This window comes from Micromonospora sp. MA102, assembly GCF_025460765.1.
Classification (GTDB): domain Bacteria; phylum Actinomycetota; class Actinomycetes; order Mycobacteriales; family Micromonosporaceae; genus Micromonospora; species Micromonospora halotolerans.
In genome coordinates this window covers 68,629-87,478 of record NZ_JAMWEG010000020.1, presented here as the reverse complement: position 1 = coordinate 87,478, position 18,850 = coordinate 68,629, and the positions used below count along the sequence as shown (strand labels likewise).

Sequence of the window (18,850 nt, the reverse complement as noted above, 5' to 3'; positions counted from 1 at the left end):
GACCCTCGGGGTTTTGAGCCGGGCAGGGCACGGCCGCCCGGATGACGAGACGGGGATGCGACGAGGTGGGCCGGGATCACCCGGAGATGTCGTCGTCGCCCGTCATGTCTGTCTCCTTCGAGTCGGCGCGCGGTCTCTCGGTGCACGCACCCACCAGCCTAGCAACTCCGCGCGGCGCTCTTGACCTCGAATGGCGACCGGCTTAGCTTCATCGATCAGAAAGGTCTCTTAACTAATCCCGCTCCGTCCCCCCGTGGGAGTGCCGATGCGACCGTTCCGTCACCGCCGCCTCACCGCCCTCGTCGCCCTGTCGACCCTGCTGGTCACCGCCGCACCACCGAGCGCCGCGAGCGCGGCCGACGCCGCGACCCGCCGGACCGGATACCACCGGGTCGGCTACTTCACCCAGTGGGGCATCTACGGCCGGGCCTTCCCGGTCAAGAAGCTCGACACCTCCGGGGCGGCCAGCCGCCTCACCCACGTCAACTACGCGTTCGGCAACATCAGCGCCGACGGGCGTTGCTACGTGGACGGCGGGCCGGGCGAGGGGGACGCCTGGGCCGACTACCAGCGCACCGTCCCGGCGGAGGAGAGCGTCGACGGCGTCGCCGACGCCTGGGGCGAACCGCTCAACGGCAACTTCGGCCAGCTGGCCAAGCTCAAGGCCCGGCACCCCGGCCTGAAGGTGCTGATCTCGCTGGGCGGCTGGAGCTGGTCGACGTACCTCTCCGACGCCGCCCGCACCGACGCCTCCCGCCGGGCGTTCGTCGCCTCCTGCATCGACCTCTACCTCAAGGGGAACCTGCCGGTCCTGGACGGCGGCAGCGGCGGCCCGGGCGCGGCCGCCGGCGTCTTCGACGGCGTCGACCTGGACTGGGAGTGGCCGAACTGGCCCGGCGAACCGGGCAACGTGGTCCGCCCCGAGGACCGGGAGAACTTCACGAGGCTGCTCGCCGAGTTCCGCCGGCAGCTCGACGCGTACGGGCGGCAGGCCCACAAGCACTACGCGCTGACCGCGTTCCTGCCGGCCAACCCGGCCACCATGGACGCCGGGTACGAGGGCCGGAAGATCTTCCGGTACCTCGACTTCGCCACCGTGCAGGGCTACGACTTCCACGGTTCCTGGGACGCGGTGACCAACCAGCAGTCGGCGCTGCGCGTGCCGGCGGGCGCGCCGGACGACCCGGACTTCTCCGCCGAGGTGGCGATCGACGGTTGGCTGGCGCGCGGCGCGCCGCGCGGGAAGCTCGTCCTGGGCATCCCCTACTACGGCCGCGGCTGGACCGGTGTGACCGGGGGCGGGGACGGGCTGTTCCAGCCCGCGGCCGGGCCGGCACCGGCCACCTTCGAGGCCGGCTCGGAGGACTACCGGCAGCTCAAGACCCTGCCCGGCAAGGGCTACTCCGTCCACCGCGACCTGCGCGCGGGGCACGCCTGGTTGTTCGACGGCACGACCCTCTGGACGTACGACGATCCGGTGGTGGTGCTCCAGAAGACGCTCTACATCCGCCGGGCCGGGCTGGGCGGGGCGATGGTCTGGTCGCTTGACGGCGACGACGACAACGCGACGCTGACCAGGACGATCAGCCTGGGGCTGACCACCCCGTAGCGCAGCTTGCCGCCTCCGCCGCGACGCCGGTCCTCCCGGCCGGCGGCGGAGGCGGTGGGCCCGGGGACGGTCCCGCCGCGACTCGCCGCCGTACCGCCGTGGTGGAACCGGTGGTCCCGCTGCCTCGTCCAAGCACCGGACGTCCGAGAACGATCGGGCCGGCGGAGGGAGCGGGACGATGCGGCGCAGCAGGCACCTCGTGGTGGCCGTCGCGGTGGGCACCCTGCTGGCGGGCTGCGCCGCCGGCTCGGGGGCGACCACCGGCCCGCCGGACCCGAGCGCGGCTCCCCCGGGCGCCGGACCGTCGCCCGACCCGGTCGCGCTGATCGGCAACTGGACGGTGACCGCCGCCGACGGGGGCGCCGGCGTGCTGCGCCTCGCTCCCTCCGACCAGGGCGACCTGCTGTGGTTCGACAGCTGCGGGGTGTCGACGGGGACGTGGCGGGCGGGTGCCGGCGGCCTGTTCGTGGCCGAGCTTTCCGGACTCTCGCCGTCCGGCCGCCCGGGTTGCCCCACCGATCCGCGGGACGGACCGGCCTGGCTGCCGCGGGCCACCGGGTTCCGGGTGACCGGGAAGACCCCGGTCCTCCTCGACGACCAGGGCCGGCAGGTCGCCCGGCTGACGCCCGGCGCGAAGCCCGACCCCGGTCCCCACCTGCTGCCGGCGCTGGCCGAGCCGCCCGTGGTCACCCCCGAGGTCCGGCGCGCCCTCGCGCCGGCCGCCGCGCTGCCGGCGGGCCTGACGCCGGCCGGCCGGGCCGCCCTGCTCGGCCGCTGGGTGCCCGCCGGTCCACCGCGGGGCGGGCCGGCACCGGCGTACGTGGAGTTGCGCGACGACGGCGGGTGGCGCGGTTCCGACGGCTGCAACGGCCAGGGTGGGCGGTGGGTCGCCGGAGCGGAGGGCGCCGTGCTCGCCACCGCCGGACCCAGCACGATGGTCGGCTGCGCGAGCGTCCCGGTGGCGCTGTGGCTGTCCGGGGCGTCCCGGGCGGGGCTGGACGGCGACGTGCTGGTGCTCGTGGACGCGTGGGGCGGCGAGACGGGCCGGTTGCGGCGCGACGGCTGACGGCGCGGGTCCGCGCCGGCGGGCGTCGTCAGCGCCGGGCCAGCTCCGACTCCATCCGCTGGACGAGCGTCTTGCGGTCCTTGCGGGCGCGCTCGCGCCGCAGCGCGGCCCGGAGCTGGCGGGTGTCGAGGCCATGGACCAGCTTGACCGCCTCGGTGACCGGCAGGTCCGACAACTGCCCGGCCGAGGTGGCCTCCCGGCGGGCGCGCTTCGCCGGTCCGGTGTTGGCGACGAACTGGCGCCCGGACCGCGACGCCTGGCGCTTCTTCGTGTCGGTGTCGCGCCGCTGCTCGTCCGAAAGCTGTTCCCACGCCCGTTTGGGCAGGTAACGCTCGGTCTCACCGTCGTGGCGCGCACGGGTGGAGCCCGACCGGGTCTGCCACTCCTCGGCACCCCACCGCTGCAGGGACCGCTGCCGCTGGTCCCTGGGCCCCTCGAAGCCCCCGCCGCGCTTCTTGTACTCGTTGGTGAGCAGTTGCGACTTGCGCGCCGACCACTGCCCCGGCCGGCCGCCCTTGTCGGACGCCTGGATCTCCTCCTTGAGCTGCGCCCGGAGTTCGGGCTTCGTGTACCTGGCCATGCGGGGGGCGTTCCCACCGACGGCGGGTCGTATGCGTCCGGCCGGCCGAATCGGGGCCGGCGCCGGCGGCCGTATCCTGCCCGCATGGCGGATCCGGTCTGGGCCGACGGCGAGGCGTACGAGGCGTACGTGGGCCGGTGGAGCCGGCTGGTGGCACGCGACTTCCTGCGCCTGCTGGCGCTCCCGCCCGGCCTGCGCTGGCTCGACGTCGGCTGCGGCACCGGCGCGCTGACCGCGACCGTGCTGGCCGAGGCGGATCCGGCGCGGGTCACCGGCGTGGACCCGGCGGTGGGGTTCCTGGCCCACGCCCGCGAGCGGGTCGACGACCCGCGGGCCACCTTCGAGGTCGGCGACGCCCGCGCGCTGCCGGTGGCCGACGCGAGCGTCGACGTCGTGGTGAGCGGGCTGGCGCTCAACTTCGTGCCCGAGCCGGCGCGGGCGGTGGCCGAGTTCGCCCGGGTCCTGCGACCCGGCGGCGTCGCGGCCGCGTACGTCTGGGACTACGCCGAGGGGATGGCCATGATGCGCCACTTCTGGGCGGCCGCCGAGGTGCTCGATCCGGCGGTGGCGGAGCGGTCCGAGGGGCGCCGGTTCCCGCTGTGCTGGCCCGGGGCGCTGCGCGCGCTGTGGACGGACGCCGGGTTCGCGGCGGTGGCCGTCCGGCCGGTGGTCGTGCCGACGGTGTTCGCCGACGTGGCCGCGTACTGGACGCCGTTCCTCGCCGGCCAGGGCGCGGCACCGGCGTACGTGGCGTCCCTGGCCGGGCCGGACCGGGCGGCGCTGCGCGACCTGCTGGTGAGCCGACTGCCGGTCGAGGCGGACGGGTCCGTCCGGCTGACGGCGCGGGCGTGGGCGGTGCACGGCACCGCGCCGTCGTGACCGCGCCCGCCGTGCCCAGGAGCGCGGCCGGCCGCCGGGTCAGCCGTCCCGGCCCGTGCCCGGTGTCCGGGACCGGCGGTCGCGGCGGACGGCGTAGGCCCGGCGCATCTTGACGTAGTTGCCGCAGCCGGCCATGGAGCACCAGCGGCGCGCCTGGTTGCGGGAGGCGTCGTAGTAGGCCCACCGGCAGGTGTCCCGGTCGCACACCTTGAGCCGGGTCCACACCTGGTCCTGCGCGCACTGCCGGATCGCGTCGACCAGGGCGGCCAACGCCACGTCGAGCGGGCCGGTCGCGGCGGGAACGAGCCGGGGGGCGCCGTCCGCGAGCGTCATCCGCACGGGCGCGGCGGCCAGTGCCTGGTCGAGGCGGCACAGCGCGCCGGGGTCGGCGGGGTGGCCGGCGTGGCCGAGCAGCACCGCCCGCAGGCCCTCGCGGACCGTGCGGGCCACGGCGAGGTCGGCCGGGCCCAGCCGCGCGCCGGCGGGGATCAGCGCCCGCTCGGCGAGCCAGTCCCGCAGCGCGTCCGGCGTGGTCAGCGACTCCTCGTCGACCTGCGGCTCGAAGGTGTTGACGAAGTCGCGCACCAGCCGCACGGCGGCCGGCACCGATCGCTCGTCACGCACCGCCGCGCTCCTCTCGTCCACACCAGCGTAACGCCTTGACCGGTGTAGCCCGCTCTGGGATCGTCCGGTGTGTACACCAGCGAAGGCTGTTGGCTGGTGTCAGGAGCCCCGAGGCGGGAGGACGGATCGTGGCCACCACGCTCAGGGACGTGGCACGGCACGCCCGCGTGTCGGTGAAGACGGTCTCGAACGTCATCAACGACCACCCGCACGTCAGCGACGACGTCCGCCGCCGCGTGCGGGAGGCCGTGGGTGCGCTGGGCTACCGGCCGAATCTCGCGGCCCGCACCCTGCGCACCGGCCGCACCGGGCTGCTCGCGCTCGTCGTTCCCGACGTCGAGGCGCCCGGCCTGCACGGGTTGGCGCGTGAGGTCGTCCGCGCGGCGAGCGGCCAGGGCTTCCGGGTCGTCGTCGAGCACCTCGCACCGGAGACCGACCGCCCCGCGCTCCCGGCGCACTCCGGGGCGCCGCCGGGCGTCGACGCCGTCCTGCTCGGCGCGGACACGGTGCCGCCGGGCCTCATCGACGCCCACCTCGGCACCGGCACTCCCCTCGTCCTGCTCGGTGAGAGCCGCGATCCCCGCTGCGACCAGGTCGCCCTCGACGGCGCCCGCGCCGCCGCGGACGCCACCGACCACCTGCTGCGCACGGGGCGACGGCGGATCGCCGCCATCGGCGCCCGGCCGGACGAGGCCACCGGGCCGGCGCAACCCCGCACCCTCGGCTACCAGCGGGCGGTCCGCCGGGCCGGACTCGACCCACCCGCCGGCTACCTGCGGGCCACCGCCCAGCACCGGTACGAGGACGGCTACCGGGCCGCCCGGTGGCTGTTCACACACGAGCACCTCCCGGACGGCGTCCTCTGCTACTCCGACCGGCTCGCCATCGGCGCCCTGCGGGCCGCCGCCGACGCCGGGCTGCGGGTGCCCGCCGACGTGGCGGTGATCGGGTTCGGTGACAGCGAGGAGGGCCGCTACTCCCGACCGTCGCTGACCTCCGTCTCGGTCGACCCGGCGTTCCTCGCCCGGAAGGCGATCGCCCTGGCCACCGCCCGGCTGGACCGCCCGGACGCCCCACCCGCCCGGATCACCGCGCCGCACACGGTCCTGCCCCGGGAGAGCACCCGTCCGGCCCGGTGACCACCCGCGCCGGTCCACTGTGGTCTTTCCGTGCCACCCGGAGGTGACGGGGTGTTCTACAATCGACGCCGCCCTGCGAGGCGCTGGGGATCAGCAGTCCTCACGGGATCCGGGCCTACTCGGGGGAGGCACATGGTGAGCGGGGCTCTGAGCGGCGGCGTACTGGACCCGGACGGCGCCATGGACCAGATGCGGGCCTGGAAGGGCCGCATCGACAAGCTCGCGGCGGACACGAAGGCGATGAGCGACCGCCTCCAGGAGCTGCGGGTCGGGGCCGAGGACGACAACGGCCTGGCCGAGGTCACCGTCGACTCCAGCGGCGCGCTGCTGGACCTGCGCCTGGGCCGGCAGATCCAGCGGGTCTCCCCCGAGGTGGTCGCCCAGGCGGTCCTGGACGCGATCCGGCGGGCGAAGGGACAGCTCGCCGAGCGGTCGCAGGAGATCATCGCGGAAACCGTCGGCACCGAGTCGGCGGCCGCCCGGGCCATCGCCGAGCGGGTGGGCCGGCAGCTGCGCCCTGACCCGGAACCCGGCTGGGGCGAGCCCGGCTCCTACGACGGCCACGGCTGGCAGCGGTGAGCGGCCCGGCCGGCTGGACGGCCGACCCCGAGCAGATCCGCGCGCACGCCGCGTACGTCGAGGGGTTGCGCGCCCGGTTCGACGCGGTCCGCGGCGCGAGCGCGCACATCGCGCGGGACGACCAGGCGTACGGGCTGCTCTGCGGGTGGATCTCCGCGATCCTGGAAGACCGGCACACCCGCCAGGACGAGCTGGTCGCGTACGTCGACGAGAACCTCAGGCTTGTCGCCGACGGCCTGCGCCGCACCGCCGACAGCTACGACGGTGTGGACGGTGACGCGGCGAGCTCGATGGAGGCGATCAGCCGGCGGTTGCGGGCATGACCGACAACTCGCTGGTCGCGGACGTCCGGTCCACCCGGGAGGTGTGGACGGGTTCGTCGCTGGCCGACGGCGTCGAGGGCCTGGTGGACGCCATCCGCAGCGAGGGCTGGGTGGACGACCTGCTCGCCGGGGCGGCCTTCGGGCTGGACGTCGCCGCGACGGTGCTGGACCCGTTCAGCGCCCTGCTGGCCAACGGCATCGGCTGGGCGATGGAATACTTCGAGCCGCTGCGCGAGATGCTCGACTGGCTCACCGGCATGCCCGACGTCGTCGCGTCGCACGCGGCCACCTGGGACAACATGGCCGGCCACCTCCAGCGGATGGCGGCGGACCTGCAGGCGCACCTGGCCGGCGACCTGCCCGACTGGCGGGGGCACGCCGCCGAGGCGTACCAGTCGCTGATGAAGAACAACGTCGACGCGATCGCCGGTCTCGGTGGCGCGTCGGCGGCGATGGCGGCCGCCACGCAGGCCGCCGGGAACCTCGTCTCGTTCACCCGCGACATCGTCCGTGACCTCATCGCGGACCTCGTCGCGCGCGTCGTCGTGTGGGCGGTCGAGGCGATCTTCGTGGTGACCATCCCGGTGATCGCCGCGCAGATCACCGCCGCCGTGCTCAAGTGGGCGGGCCGGATCCTGAGCTACACCACGGCGCTCGTCACCAGCCTCACCAACCTGTCCAAGCTCGTCAACGGCTGACCGGGGGGATCGTGGCGAAGCCCAGGGGACCGCACGGCGGCACCGTCGGCGACGGCGGGGGCGGGGGCGTCGGCGACGGCGGGGGCGGGGGCGTCGGCGACGGCGGGGATGTCGGCGACGGCGGTGTGCCGCGGCAACGGGGCGGCGGGTCGCACGGCCGGCCCACCACCGTCGCCGAGACGCACCGGGCCGTCACCGAGGCGGCGGAGAGCGGCCGGCCCGGCGGTCCGAGGTCGACCGACGGCAGGTCCACCGAGGGGGACGCCGACGCGCAGCGCCCGCAGAACGACCCGGAGCTGGACAAGCACGACGAGAGGAGCCTGGAGGAGATCGGCAGGGCGCGCCGGCAGATCGCCGACCAGCTGCAGGAGATGGTCGACGACGCCTGGGACCACGTCGACCAGAACCGGGACTCGATCCTCCAGCGGGAGGGCTACCAGCGGCAGCGGGACAAGCTCCTGGAGCGGGGCTACCCCGAGGACGTGGCGGACCTCATCGTGGAGCGCACCGCCCTGGGCACCGAGTCCCACCGGCACCTCGCCAACGCGATCGACAGCGAGGCGACCACCATGCTCGACCCGGAGACGGGCTTCCGGCTGCGCACCGAGGTCGGTTACGACGCCCAGGGCGTCGAGACGCCGAAGGTGACCGACCAGGACTTCCGGCCGGACGTCATCCTGGAGCGGCAGTACCGGGACTCGGCGACCGACGAGCTGGACTGGGAGGTCGCGCACGCCTACGACCTCAAGACCGGCCTGAAGACCGGCATCGAGCCGAGCTGGGCCAACAAGGTCAAGCGGGTGCTGGACCTGCCCGAGCCCCCGGAGGAGCTACGGCCGACGCAGCGACCGCTGAGCGTAGACTGACCGGGCCCGGCCACCGACCTGCGAAAGGTGCGTATGTCCTCTGTTGACACGGCGCGGCGGTGGCGGCAGGTCCTCTCCGAGCTGCGCCCCGACCTGCCCGGAGAGTGGTCGCTGCGGGGCGGCGGCCTCGACACGGTGCTGGCACGCGAGCCGGTGGGCTGGTCGCTGGCGTGGATCGGCTGGTCCGGTTCGCCCACCCGGCCCGTGGGCTGGGTGACCGCCGGGGTGCAGCCGCTCGTGGCGCCCTTCACCAGCTGGATCATGACGTACGGCGTCCGGATGGACGAGGTCCGCTCCGGGCCGCCGACGGTCGACCTGTCCTCCGCCGAGGTGATGAACCAGGCGCGGCGGTTCGTGCTGGACGCCGGCCTGGAGAAGATCGACAAGTGGCCGGCCGAGCGGCTCGCCGACGTGGCCGAGCGGGACTACGCCCAGGTCCCGCGCCGGCGCCGCACGCACTGGCACCAGCTGCCCGGCTGGCGGGTGGTCAACGGCACGGCGTCCCCCGTCGAGCCGGCCGCCGAGCTCGCCGAGCTGTGCCGCGACCGGGCCGGCGGGTCCTCCGGCACGGGCGCCCGGCAGCTCGCCGAGCAGGCCGCGTTCTACGAGGGGCTCGTGCGGGCCTGGCACGACGGGGAGCGGGACGCCGCGCTCGGCTTCCTGACCGCGCAGCGGGATCAGGCGCTGGCCGCCCGGAAGCTCGACACGGCGCTCACCCCGTAGGCCCGTCCAGCCGCGCCACGACGGACGCCAGCGCCTCGGGCAGCCGCACCGGCACGACCCCTCCGGCCTCCGCCGGCAGAACGCGGACCGGGTGGAACTCCCCGGCGTACCACCAGAAGACCTGGTCGGAACAGGGGTCGGCGGCGGCCGCGAACAGGGAGCCGGTCAGGCGGTGCACCGCCACGGCGGCCTCCCGCACCCGGCCGTCCACCGGGTGCAGCAGCACCGCGCCGTACTGTGGCGCCGCGACCAGCGCGCCGTGGTCGGCGCCCTCGGGCAGGAACCGCTTGACCGACATGAGGGCGGTCGTCACGAAGGGGTTGCCGTCGGCGGCGAGCAGGCGCACCGAGCCACCGGTGGGCAGCTCGTGGTCCCGCACGTCGAGAGTGGTCAGTTCGCGCTCCACGGTCTGCCGCACGGCGATGCGCACCAGTTCCGCGGGCTCGCGGTCCAGCCGCGCGGCCTGGGCGAGGGTCAGCAGGTCCAGCCGCTCGGGCCGGTTCACCACCACGACGGCGGTGAAGTGGTCGCCGAACGGCATGGCCAGATAGCTGTCGGCCTCCGTGGTCGCGGCCGCCGGGGTGAGGCGGAGCCGGAGCTGCTCGACGTCGACCGGCCCGAGGTCGGCGGAGACGCTGTCCGGCAGCTCCCGGCGCACCGCCGTGACCCAGTCGGCCACCAGCTCCGGCCACGCCTGCCGGGGCTGGTCGAGGCAGCTGCGCAGCAGCGGGACCAGGGACACCCGGGCGCGGCCGCCGGGGACGGCGACGACGATCTCGTCGCGGTCCGCCGCGACGCGGGCACCCGGCAGTCGAGCCGGCAGCGCGTCCTCGACCAGGGTGCGGACGTTGCCCATCAGGTCCATGTTCTGCGCCGACGCCACGCTGCATTCATACCATCGGCCCGCGAACCGCGGCGAACCCCGGAACGGTGCCGCTCCGGCGGGGTGTGGCCCGCGAGCACCCGGGTAACCGGCGGGCCGAGAAAGGGGGCGTCGTGACGGATGAGGCACCGGACTACTTCCAGCCCGAACACGGCCTGGTCGTCACCCACCTGCTGATCGTGCGGGACGTGGACCGCTCGCGGGAGTTCTACCGCCATGTCCTGGGCGCCACGGTGGTGCGCGACCGGCGGCCGGCGGTGCTCCGTTTGCACAACAGCTATCTCGTGTTGAACGACGAGGGTGGCCCGACCGACGACAAGCCGACCGTGACGGCGCGGGCGCCGACCGAGCCGGACACGCTCAGCGGTGCGCTCAACATCCGGGTCACCGACGTCCGGGCCGTCTACGAACTGTGGCGTTCCCGGGGCGGGGAGTTCCTGACCGAACCGAAGGACCACGGGGTGGAGATCCGGTGCTACCTGCGCGATCCCGACGGGTACCTCATCGAGCTCGGCCAGGGCACCGGGATCCTGGCCGAGATGGGCCGGCCCGTTCCGGGCTGACCCCGACCGGGCGGCTGCCGGCCGGGGCCCGGTGGGCGCTCAGACCCGGGTGAGCCGGACGGCGTCGGCGATGACGAGGCCGCTGGCCGTGGTCCACCGGCTCACCGCCACCCGGTTGGCGTCCCCCGCCGGCAGGGCGAAGGTGCCGAGGGTACGCCACTGGCCGCCGGTCGCCCGCTGGTCGACGGAGACGGTCCGGTTGCCGGTCGTGGTGGCGACGATGTACGGCGTCGCGCTGTTGTAGCCGGCGTTGGCCGGCCACCAGGCGTCCACGCGGTAGTTGCCGGCGGCCGGGACGTTGAACCGGTACCAGGCCGGGTCGCTGGCGGCGACCGGGTCCGCGTAGCGGTAGTCCGCGCCGTAGCGCTGCCCGGAGTAGGACGAGACGCCCCAGCTCGCGCCCGCGGTGAAGCGCCCGGCAGTGGCGTTGTCCACGATCGAGGACCAGGCCGGGGTGCCGCCCATCTTCGCGGCGACGTCGGCGCGCATCACGTTCAGGTCGATGAAGGACGGGTCGATCTTGCCGGTGGTGCTGGTCTCCCGGTGCCCGCGCGCGTAGCTGGCGTCCCGGCCGAGCCGGGTGAGGACGGCCGCCGTGGCGGCGACGGAGGCGTCGTACTGGGCGGCCGTCATCTCCTGGTCGACCCCGTTGTAGTCGATCTCCCAGCCGATCAGCATGGTGTTGCCGTCGCCGGCCGGGATCGGTCCGCTGCCGCCGCTGGTGCCGGCGTGGTTGCAGCGCCCGGCCGAGATCACGTGGAACACGCCGTGGTAGTCGACGAGCGCCTGGCAGAGCGGGCCGGCCAGGTCGGGCCGGCCGTTGATGCAGATGTTGAGCGCCGGGTGCGGGTTGGTGGCGCTGGAGGTGGACGCCGTGTGGTGCCACAGCACCCCGATCGGGTCGAAGGAGCCGGGGCGCATCCGGTTGAGCCAGTCGCCCTCGACGACGACCTGCACCCCGGCGCCCCGCAGCACGTCCACCAGCCAGGGGATGGTGGCCATCAGGACTCCCCGAGCAGGTCGGCCAGGCACTCCGGCCGGGGCGCGGTGGCCGGGGCGGCGGCCGCCGCGCCGGGGCGGCTGACGACGGCCAGCGCGGCGGTCACCAGGGCGGGGATGCCGAGCAGTCCTCGGCGGCGCAGGCGGACGGTTCGTGGCGTGGGCATGGCACTCCTTCAGCGACCGGTCGGGAACGTTGGCGCGGACGCTATACCGTCACGAACGTCTATGTCGATACCCTTCAATCGCGCCGCCGCGACTGAAGGAATTTGGCAACGGACGGCCGTCCGGCGCCCGGGGTGGGCACGCTCCCCGTTTGGCCGGCGGCGATCCCGGAAAGAGTGGCGGCATGAGCTGGGCCCGTAGAGCCGTACCCGCCGCCGTGGCCGCCGTCGCGGCCCTCGCCGCACGCGACCTGCTGCAACGCGACCACGCGCTGCTGCGCAACTTCCCCGTCCTCGGCCGCGCCCGGTACCTGCTGGAGTCGATCGGGCCCGAGCTGCGCCAGTACATCGTGGCCGGCAACAACGAGGAGCGGCCGTTCACCCGCGACCAGCGGCGCTGGGTGTACGCGTCGGCGAAGCAGGAGAACAACTACTTCGGGTTCGGCACGGACAACGACATCGAGTACACCCCCGGCTACCCGATCATCAAGCACCGCACCTTCGGGCGGGCCGTGCCGCCGTCCTCCCCCGGGGCCGCGCACGACGTGACCCTCCCCTGCGCGAAGGTGCTCGGCGCCGCCCGGGGTCGGGCGCGCGCGTTCCGCCCGGAGTCGGTGGTCAACATCTCCGGCATGAGCTTCGGCTCGCTCTCCGGCAACGCCGTCGAGGCGCTCAACCGGGGCGCCGCCCTGGCCGGCTGCCTTCAGAACACCGGCGAGGGCGGGCTGTCGCCGTACCACCGCAACGGCGGCGACCTGGTCTTCCAGATCGGCACCGCGTACTTCGGCTGCCGCGACGAGCGCGGCCGGTTCGACCTCGCCCGACTGAAGGAGCTGGTGGCGGGCGCGCCGGTCCGGGCGCTGGAGATCAAGCTCAGCCAGGGCGCGAAGCCGAGCCTCGGCGGCCTGCTGCCGGCCGCGAAGGTCTCCGCCGAGATCGCCGCCACCCGCGGCATCCCGATGGGTCGCGACTGCGTCAGCCCGTCGCGGCACGCCGAGTTCTCCGACTGCGACAGCCTGCTGGACTGGGTGGAGCTGCTCGCCGCCGAGACCGGCCTGCCGGTCGGCATCAAGTCCGCCGTCGGCGACCTCGGCTTCTGGGAGGAGCTGACCACGCTGATGCGCGACACCGGCCGCGGCGTGGACTTCGTGACCGTCGACGGCGGCGAGGGCGGCACGGGGGCCGCGCCACTGATCTTCACCGACTCGGTGTCACTGCCGTTCCAGCAGGGCTTCTCGCGGGTGTACCGGGTCTTCGCGGAACGGGACCTGCACGAGCGGGTGGTCTTCGTCGGCGGCGGCAAGCTCGGGTTGCCGGACAACGCCGTGGTGGCCTTCGCGCTGGGCGCCGACATGGTGAACGTCGGCCGGGAGGCCATGCTGGCGATCGGCTGCGTCCAGGCGCAGAAGTGCCACACCGACACCTGCCCCACCGGCGTGGCGACCCAGAACCCGTGGCTGGCCCGGGGCCTCGACCCGGCCCGCAAGTCGGTGCGGGCGGCGAACTACGTCCGGACGCTGCGGCGCGATCTGGTCAAGGTCGCTGAGGCGTGCGGCGTCGAGCATCCCGGACTGATCGACACCGGCGCCGTCGAGATCCTCGACGGCCGCACCGCCTCCACCCCGCTGGACCAGGTGTACGGGTACCGACCCGGTTGGGGGCTGCCGTCCGCCGCCGACCGGGCCGAGATCATCCGGTTGATGACCGCCGAGGCGCCGCAGGGCGGCAGCGCGCCGCCCTCCCCGACCGCCGTGGGCTGATCAGGAACGGTCAGGTGGGCAGTTCCTCGCCCGCCTGCTCGCGCACCAGGTAGGCCGCGTACCAGTCGGGCCAGTTCTCGTCCGTCGCGCCGATGCGCTTCTCGTGCTCGCCGTGCGCGGCGGCGGCGCGGCGGAGCGCACCGGCCAGGTCGGTGGCCGAGGTGTACGAGGTCACGTCCGCCGCCATCCGCCCGGGCAACCGGGTGGTGATCTCCTGGAGCAGCCACTCGTTGCCGTCGGGATCGGTGAACGAGGCGCGGGAGACGTAGCTGCGGCGCTCCGGGTCCCGGCCGCCGACCGGGCCGGCCGGACCCACGTGGAAGACCCCGCTCACGTCGACGCCGGCGGCGGTCAGCTCGCCGCGGGCGGCCTCGATGTCGGAGACCACGAGGTACCCCTTCGCCGAGCCCGGGGCGGCGGCCGTGAGGGTCGGGCCGAACTGGATCGAGCACCCCGAGCCCGGCGGCGTGAACTGGACGATGCCCGGCGGCGTCCGGTCGAGCCGCCACCCGAGGCGCCCGTAGAACTCCTTCGCGCGGTCGACGTCCGCCACCGGGAGGACGACCACCTCGAGCTTCACATCGGTGCTCCGGCTCGCGTCGTCGCTCCGGGCGTCCGTCGCGCTCATCACGGTCTCCCTGGACTCGGTCGGGCGGCAGGGCTTCCGCCTGCCACGTTACTGCTCCGGCACCCGCCGGCCGCCCGGTTTCCCGGCATCCCGCCACCCCGTCCGCGGCCCCCTTTGAACCGCTGCGGAACGGGTAGACCGCAGCCCCCGGCACGGGCGCGTCACCGCCCGGCGCCGGCCACTGCCACGGGAGATCGATGTCGGACACGCCGATGGACTCGGACGAACGGCCGGTCGAGGTCGTGGAGTTGCGGGTGCACGGCGTCTCGGGCGCCGCCGCGGAGCAGGTGCTGGACCGGCCGAACGTGCACCAGGTGGCCGGTGACCGCAGCGGCGGCTTCTATCGGCCGCGGGCCGGCTACCCGGACACGACCGGGCCGGGCGGCGTGCTGATGGAGGCGTACCTGTGGCGGGACCTTCCCTCCGGCAAGGCCGTCCGCACGCTGTCCCTGGTGTTCCTGCTGCCGTTCATGCTCGGCAACATGGCGATCTGGATGCACCCGCCCGGCGACGGGCTGCCCGCCGCCACCGTGAAGGCGCTCTGCCGGCTGCTCGCCCTGACGCTGACCGCGGTGTACGTGATCGCGGTGGCCGGGGTGACGCTGGACCTGATCGCCTGGAAGTGCATGGGCTCGCCGCGGTGCCTCACCGGCCGGAGCTGGCTGTCCTGGCTCGGTGAACGGCCGGCCGGGCTGCGGCTGGCGGTGCTCGCCCTGGTACCGGTCGCGGCGGTGGCGCTGGTCTGGCGGCTGAGCAGCCGGCCCGGATGGACGTACTCGACGTTCCGCGGCCCGGCCACGGTGTCCGACGAGCACCAGCTCACGGCGGTCAGCCAGTGGGACGCCGCGCCGCTGGTGTCCCGGCTGCGGGCGATCCACGTCGCGGCGGCCTTCGCCACGCTGGACGCCGTCCTGCTCGCCGCGCGCTCCGCCGGGGGGCGGGCGTCCGTCGTGACCACCGCGTTGCTGGCGCTGACCGCGGCGGTGCTGGCCACGTGCGCGGTGCTGGTCTGCGCCCACCCGCTGCTCGACCGCACCACGCCGGCCCCGGCCACCGAGCGGAACCTGCGCCGCCTGCGGACCGCCGCCTGCCTGCTCACCGTCGCCACCGTGGTCGTCGTGGCCGCCGAGCCCGCCCCCTGGGCCGCCCAGGCGGGACTCCCCCGGTACGGGGAGATCGTCACCCTTCTCTTCGCGACGCAGACCGGCCTCCTGGTCGTCCTCGGGGCGGCCGTGCTGTGGGCGCGCGCCCGACTGCCGGGCGGGTCGCGCCTGCGTGCGCTCGGCGCCCCGGTCATCGACGCCGTCGCCGTCGGGCTCGGGGTGGCGTACTCCGCCGAGCTGGTCTACCGGGTGGCGGACCTGCTGGACCGGAACGCGCCCACCGCCGAACGGCTGGCCACCAGCCCGCCGCTGGCGTACAAGTGGGCGATCTTCGGGTTCTTCCTGGCGGTGACGGTCGCCTCGGTGACCGGCGTGGTCACGGCGCTGGCCTCGCGGCCCGCCCGCCGACGCGCCGCCGCGGGCATCGTGGCCCGCGACCACCCGGACGCGCCGGCCGAGGCCGCCGAGCGGATCTGTGAGGTCGAGGGGGTGATCGCGCGGGCCCGCTTCACCGAGCGGGTGACCCCGCTGGTCCTCACCTACGCCGCTCTCGCCGGGCTCGGACTGGCCACCAGCACCCTCGGGCTGGCCCGGTGGTACCCCGGGGACGTGATCGACAGGTGGACGCCGATCCCCGCCGACCTGGTGAACTTCGGGCTCGGCCTGGGCAGCTACGTGATCGCCGCCGCGATCCTGGGACTGGTCCTGGGCGGCCTGTTCGCCTACCGCACCCCCGAGTTCCGCCGCTACGTCGGCGTGCTGTGGGACCTGGGCACCTTCTGGCCCCGGGCCGCGCACCCGTTCGCGCCGCCCTGTTACGCCGAGCGGGCGGTGCCCGAACTCAGCCGCCGGATCAGCTACCTGGCCGGGGAGGGGCGGACCGTGCTGCTCGCCGGGCACAGTCACGGCTCGGTCCTGCTCGCCGCTACGGTGCTGCAACTGCCGCCGGAGGTCTGCGCGCGGGTGGCGCTGCTGACGTCCGGGACGCCGCTGTCCCGGCTGTACGCCCGCTGGTTCCCCGCCTACGTCCACCCCGAGGTGCTGCAGGAGATCGGCCGGCGGGTCGGCTGGCGGTGGATCAACCTGTGGCGGGACACCGACTCCATCGGCGGGTGGGTGTTCTCCCCCCACCGGCCCGGGGACCCGCCGGCGGTCGGCGGGCCGGCGGGGACGGTGGACCGGCGGCTGCGGGACCCCGTGGACGTGGTCGCGGCGCCCAGTGACACCGTCCCGCCGCCGATCGTCCGGCACCTGCCCGGCGCGTCGGATCCGCGGCACAACGCGGCCGTCCGCGAACTGGCCGACCGGCTGCGGGACACCGCCCCCGGCCCGTCGACCGGTTGACCACGCGCCGGCACGTGACGCCCCGGGTCGGCGTACCGGCTCAGGGCTGCGCCGGACCGGGCGCCGGGGCCGCACCGGCCGCCAGCAGCTGCTCCGCCAGCACGCGGCAGCGCCTCCGCAGCTCGGGCGGGTCGAGCACCTCGAAGTCGTGGCCCAGCAGCAGCACGTGCATGAGCACGAAGTCCAGGCTGCCCGCGCCGCTGACCACCTCGCAGCGCTCCCCGTCGCGCCGCCGCACCACGGCCGCCGACGGCGGGATCTGCGCGCGGACCGTGTCGGGCGGCGCGTGCACCAGGAAGCGCGCCCGGTGCGGGTAGACCCGGCTCGCCACCCCCTCCTGCACGTGTGTCGCCGCATCGGGCGCGTTACGCGGGCGGAAGCGCCAGGTCCGTGCGGCCACGTCGGTCATCCGGTCGACCCGGAAGCTGCGCCAGTCGTCGCGGTCGAGGTCGTAGGCGAGGAGGTACCAGCGCCGGTCGGAGGCGACCAGGCGGTAGGGCTCCACCCGCCGCCGTCGCACCTCGCTGCGGGACGGGTAGTCGAAGCCGGCCTCGACCTCGTCCCGGCAGGCCCGGGCCAGCGTCATGAGCGCCTCGGGGTCGACCGGTGGTCGGCCTCCGCCGAAGGACTCCACCGAACCGGCGAGCGCGCGCACGTCGTGCCGCAGGCGGGTGGGCAGCACCCGGTCGAGCTTGGCCAGCGCCCGGAGCGCGGCGTCGGCCGCCCCGGCGACCGCGCCGCCCGCGCCGGCGAGCAGCGAGACCGCGGTGGCGATCGCCTCCTCGTCGTCGAGGAGCAGCGGCGGCAGGGCCCGCCCCGGGCCGAGCCGGTAGCCGCCGCCCACGCCCTGGCCGGCGTGCACCGGGTAGCCGAGCGCGCGCAGCCGCTCGACGTCACGCCGGATCGTGCGCGGCGTGACCCCGAGCCGGTCGGCGAGCTCCGGGCCGGTCCAGACCTGGCGCTGCTGGAGCAGCCCGAGCAGGGTGAGCACCCGCTCCGTCGTGCCCCGCTCGTCGCCGCCCGCCCCGCCCATGCCGCCCACCCTGCCCGAGATAGCGGACCGATCCTGTCCGCCAGGGATGTCAGAGTAGGCGACATCCGCACCGGCACACCGCGACGAACGGAGCAACCCGATGAGCCGCCACTTCCAGGTCACCTTCGACGCCCACGACCCGCGGGCGCTGTCGTCCTTCTGGCGGGACGCGCTGGGCTACGTCCACCCCGGCCCGCCCGGAGTCGACCTGCCCGAGGGCGCCGACCCTCTCGCCGCGTGGGACGACTTCCTGGCGCGGATCGGCGTACCGGAGGAGCAGCGCAACACGCGGTCGGCCATCGAGGACCCGGACGGGCACGGCCCCCGGGTGTTCTTCCAGCAGGTGCCGGAGGACAAGGTCGCCAAGAACCGCGTCCACCTCGACGTCCGCGCCGCTCCCGGGCTGCAGGGAGAGGAGCGGATGGCGGCGTTGGAGGCCGAGTGCGACCGGCTCGTGGCGCTGGGCGCGAAGCGGGTGCGCCGCTACGAGCCCGAGCCCCCGCTGGGCGCCGGCCACATCGTGCTGACCGACCCCGAGGGCAACGAGTTCTGCCTGGACTGACCGCCGCCCTCGGCGCGGCGCCCTAGGCGGCGAGGTTGCCGTAGGTCGGCCGTCCCGCGGCCTCGTACGTCAGTTGCAGCGTGCCGTTGGGGTGGCCGACCGACTCGGTGAGCCGGAACGCCGCCGGCATCGTGCCGTCCGCGAACAGCCGCTTGCCGGCGCCCAGCGTCAACGGGTAGAGCCAGAGGTGCAGCCGGTCCACGACGCGCAGGCGCAGCAACGACTGCACCAGGTCGAGGCTGCCGATCACGTGGAGCGCGTCGTGCCGGTCCGTCAGCTCGGCGACGGCGTCGGCGAGGTCGCCGCCGAGCAGCGTCGAGTTCGCCCAGTCGAGGGGCTCGTTCAGCGTGCGGCTCGCCACGTACTTCGGCACCCGGTTGAGCAGCCCGGTGAACGGGATCTCCGCGGGCGCCGTCGGCCAGTAGCCGGCGAAGATCTCGTAGGTCCGGCGGCCCAGCAGCAGCGCGTCCATGCTGCTGGCCTGCGCGAACATGGCCTCGCCGGTCTCGTGGTCCACCAGCGGCGCCTGCCACCCGCCGTGGGTGAAGCCGCCGGCGCGGTCCTCGTCGGGCTCCCCCGGCGCCTGCGCCACCCCGTCCAGCGTCACGAACTCCGTCACGACCAGCCTGCCCATGGGCCGCGTCCCCTCTCACTCCGTGATCCGTCCCTCGGCAGACCGCGGCGCCGGCCGGAACTCATCGGTCGGGGCCCGGGGATCCGGCCCG

The 18,850-nt window shown here is 75.0% G+C and carries 21 protein-coding genes; 13 read left to right on the top strand and 8 right to left on the bottom strand.

Going from position 1 to position 18,850, the window contains the following annotated elements; all coding sequences use genetic code 11:
* Positions 1-265: 265 nt before the first annotated feature.
* Positions 266-1,609, top strand: a complete 1,344-nt coding sequence (locus NFX44_RS28635) for a glycoside hydrolase family 18 protein (RefSeq protein WP_262286716.1) — start codon at positions 266-268, stop codon at positions 1,607-1,609.
* A 178-nt stretch (positions 1,610-1,787) separates the two neighbouring features.
* Entirely contained in the window at positions 1,788-2,675 is an 888-nt protein-coding gene (locus tag NFX44_RS28630) for an META domain-containing protein (RefSeq protein WP_262286715.1), read from the top strand.
* A 28-nt stretch (positions 2,676-2,703) separates the two neighbouring features.
* On the opposite strand, the gene NFX44_RS28625 is transcribed toward NFX44_RS28630, so the two are convergent.
* Positions 2,704-3,255: a DUF5872 domain-containing protein gene (locus NFX44_RS28625; RefSeq protein WP_262286714.1), complete on the bottom strand. Its 552-nt coding sequence runs from the start codon at positions 3,253-3,255 to the stop codon at positions 2,704-2,706.
* An 84-nt stretch (positions 3,256-3,339) separates the two neighbouring features.
* Between NFX44_RS28625 and NFX44_RS28620 the strand changes: the two genes are divergently transcribed.
* Positions 3,340-4,134 (top strand): class I SAM-dependent methyltransferase, encoded by a 795-nt coding sequence (locus NFX44_RS28620; RefSeq protein ID WP_262286713.1) that lies wholly within the window; start codon positions 3,340-3,342, stop codon positions 4,132-4,134.
* Between the two features lie 39 nt (positions 4,135-4,173).
* Here the strand turns inward: NFX44_RS28620 and NFX44_RS28615 are convergent, their stop codons facing one another.
* Positions 4,174-4,758: an ABATE domain-containing protein gene (locus NFX44_RS28615; protein WP_262286712.1), complete on the bottom strand. Its 585-nt coding sequence runs from the start codon at positions 4,756-4,758 to the stop codon at positions 4,174-4,176.
* A gap of 128 nt (positions 4,759-4,886) precedes the next feature.
* Between NFX44_RS28615 and NFX44_RS28610 the strand changes: the two genes are divergently transcribed.
* The 6 genes from NFX44_RS28610 to NFX44_RS28585 all read left to right on the top strand — a co-directional run bounded on the left by NFX44_RS28610 (position 4,887) and on the right by NFX44_RS28585 (position 9,086).
* Positions 4,887-5,897, top strand: coding sequence for a LacI family DNA-binding transcriptional regulator (locus NFX44_RS28610; protein WP_262286711.1), 1,011 nt, complete (start codon positions 4,887-4,889; stop codon positions 5,895-5,897).
* Between the two features lie 135 nt (positions 5,898-6,032).
* Entirely contained in the window at positions 6,033-6,476 is a 444-nt protein-coding gene (locus tag NFX44_RS28605; protein WP_262286710.1) for a YbaB/EbfC family nucleoid-associated protein, read from the top strand.
* A complete protein-coding gene (locus NFX44_RS28600; RefSeq protein WP_262286709.1) occupies positions 6,473-6,799 on the top strand; it encodes a type VII secretion target in 327 nt (108 codons plus the stop codon). Before NFX44_RS28605 ends, NFX44_RS28600 begins: the two co-directional genes overlap by 4 nt.
* On the top strand, positions 6,796-7,497 hold the full coding sequence (locus tag NFX44_RS28595) for a WXG100 family type VII secretion target (protein ID WP_262286708.1): 702 nt from the start codon (positions 6,796-6,798) through the stop codon (positions 7,495-7,497). The genes NFX44_RS28600 and NFX44_RS28595 overlap by 4 nt, the downstream gene beginning before the upstream one ends.
* Positions 7,498-7,508: 11 nt before the next feature.
* Positions 7,509-8,363, top strand: coding sequence for a hypothetical protein (locus tag NFX44_RS28590; RefSeq protein ID WP_262286707.1), 855 nt, complete (start codon positions 7,509-7,511; stop codon positions 8,361-8,363).
* A 33-nt stretch (positions 8,364-8,396) separates the two neighbouring features.
* On the top strand, positions 8,397-9,086 hold the full coding sequence (locus NFX44_RS28585) for a hypothetical protein (protein ID WP_262286706.1): 690 nt from the start codon (positions 8,397-8,399) through the stop codon (positions 9,084-9,086).
* Here NFX44_RS28585 and NFX44_RS28580 read toward each other — a convergent pair.
* Positions 9,076-9,969: a hypothetical protein gene (locus NFX44_RS28580; RefSeq protein ID WP_262286705.1), complete on the bottom strand. Its 894-nt coding sequence runs from the start codon at positions 9,967-9,969 to the stop codon at positions 9,076-9,078. The genes NFX44_RS28585 and NFX44_RS28580 overlap by 11 nt on opposite strands.
* Positions 9,970-10,082: 113 nt before the next feature.
* Here NFX44_RS28580 and NFX44_RS28575 point away from each other — a divergent pair, with 113 nt between their 5' ends.
* Positions 10,083-10,532, top strand: coding sequence for a VOC family protein (locus tag NFX44_RS28575; protein ID WP_262286704.1), 450 nt, complete (start codon positions 10,083-10,085; stop codon positions 10,530-10,532).
* Between the two features lie 39 nt (positions 10,533-10,571).
* On the opposite strand, the gene NFX44_RS28570 is transcribed toward NFX44_RS28575, so the two are convergent.
* Entirely contained in the window at positions 10,572-11,534 is a 963-nt protein-coding gene (locus tag NFX44_RS28570) for an N-acetylmuramoyl-L-alanine amidase (protein WP_262286703.1), read from the bottom strand.
* Positions 11,534-11,698: a hypothetical protein gene (locus tag NFX44_RS28565; protein ID WP_262286702.1), complete on the bottom strand. Its 165-nt coding sequence runs from the start codon at positions 11,696-11,698 to the stop codon at positions 11,534-11,536. Before NFX44_RS28565 ends, NFX44_RS28570 begins: the two co-directional genes overlap by 1 nt.
* A 182-nt stretch (positions 11,699-11,880) precedes the next feature.
* On the opposite strand from NFX44_RS28565, the gene NFX44_RS28560 reads away from it, so the two are divergent.
* Positions 11,881-13,455 carry an FMN-binding glutamate synthase family protein gene (locus NFX44_RS28560; RefSeq protein WP_262286701.1) on the top strand — a complete coding sequence of 525 codons (1,575 nt, stop codon included), beginning with the start codon at positions 11,881-11,883 and terminating at the stop codon, positions 13,453-13,455.
* 10 nt (positions 13,456-13,465) lie between these two features.
* On the opposite strand, the gene NFX44_RS28555 is transcribed toward NFX44_RS28560, so the two are convergent.
* The gene (locus NFX44_RS28555) at positions 13,466-14,083 is read right to left on the bottom strand and encodes a VOC family protein (protein ID WP_262286700.1); all 618 of its coding nucleotides are present in this window, start codon (positions 14,081-14,083) and stop codon (positions 13,466-13,468) included.
* A gap of 212 nt (positions 14,084-14,295) precedes the next feature.
* On the opposite strand from NFX44_RS28555, the gene NFX44_RS28550 reads away from it, so the two are divergent.
* Positions 14,296-16,530: a hypothetical protein gene (locus NFX44_RS28550; RefSeq protein ID WP_262286699.1), complete on the top strand. Its 2,235-nt coding sequence runs from the start codon at positions 14,296-14,298 to the stop codon at positions 16,528-16,530.
* A gap of 40 nt (positions 16,531-16,570) precedes the next feature.
* Here the strand turns inward: NFX44_RS28550 and NFX44_RS28545 are convergent, their stop codons facing one another.
* On the bottom strand, positions 16,571-17,563 hold the full coding sequence (locus NFX44_RS28545) for a YafY family protein (RefSeq protein WP_262286698.1): 993 nt from the start codon (positions 17,561-17,563) through the stop codon (positions 16,571-16,573).
* A 100-nt stretch (positions 17,564-17,663) separates the two neighbouring features.
* On the opposite strand from NFX44_RS28545, the gene NFX44_RS28540 reads away from it, so the two are divergent.
* Positions 17,664-18,125, top strand: coding sequence for a VOC family protein (locus NFX44_RS28540; protein WP_262286697.1), 462 nt, complete (start codon positions 17,664-17,666; stop codon positions 18,123-18,125).
* 22 nt (positions 18,126-18,147) lie between these two features.
* Here NFX44_RS28540 and NFX44_RS28535 read toward each other — a convergent pair whose 3' ends face one another.
* Positions 18,148-18,759, bottom strand: a complete 612-nt coding sequence (locus NFX44_RS28535) for a dihydrofolate reductase family protein (RefSeq protein WP_262286696.1) — start codon at positions 18,757-18,759, stop codon at positions 18,148-18,150.
* Positions 18,760-18,850 lie beyond the last annotated feature (91 nt).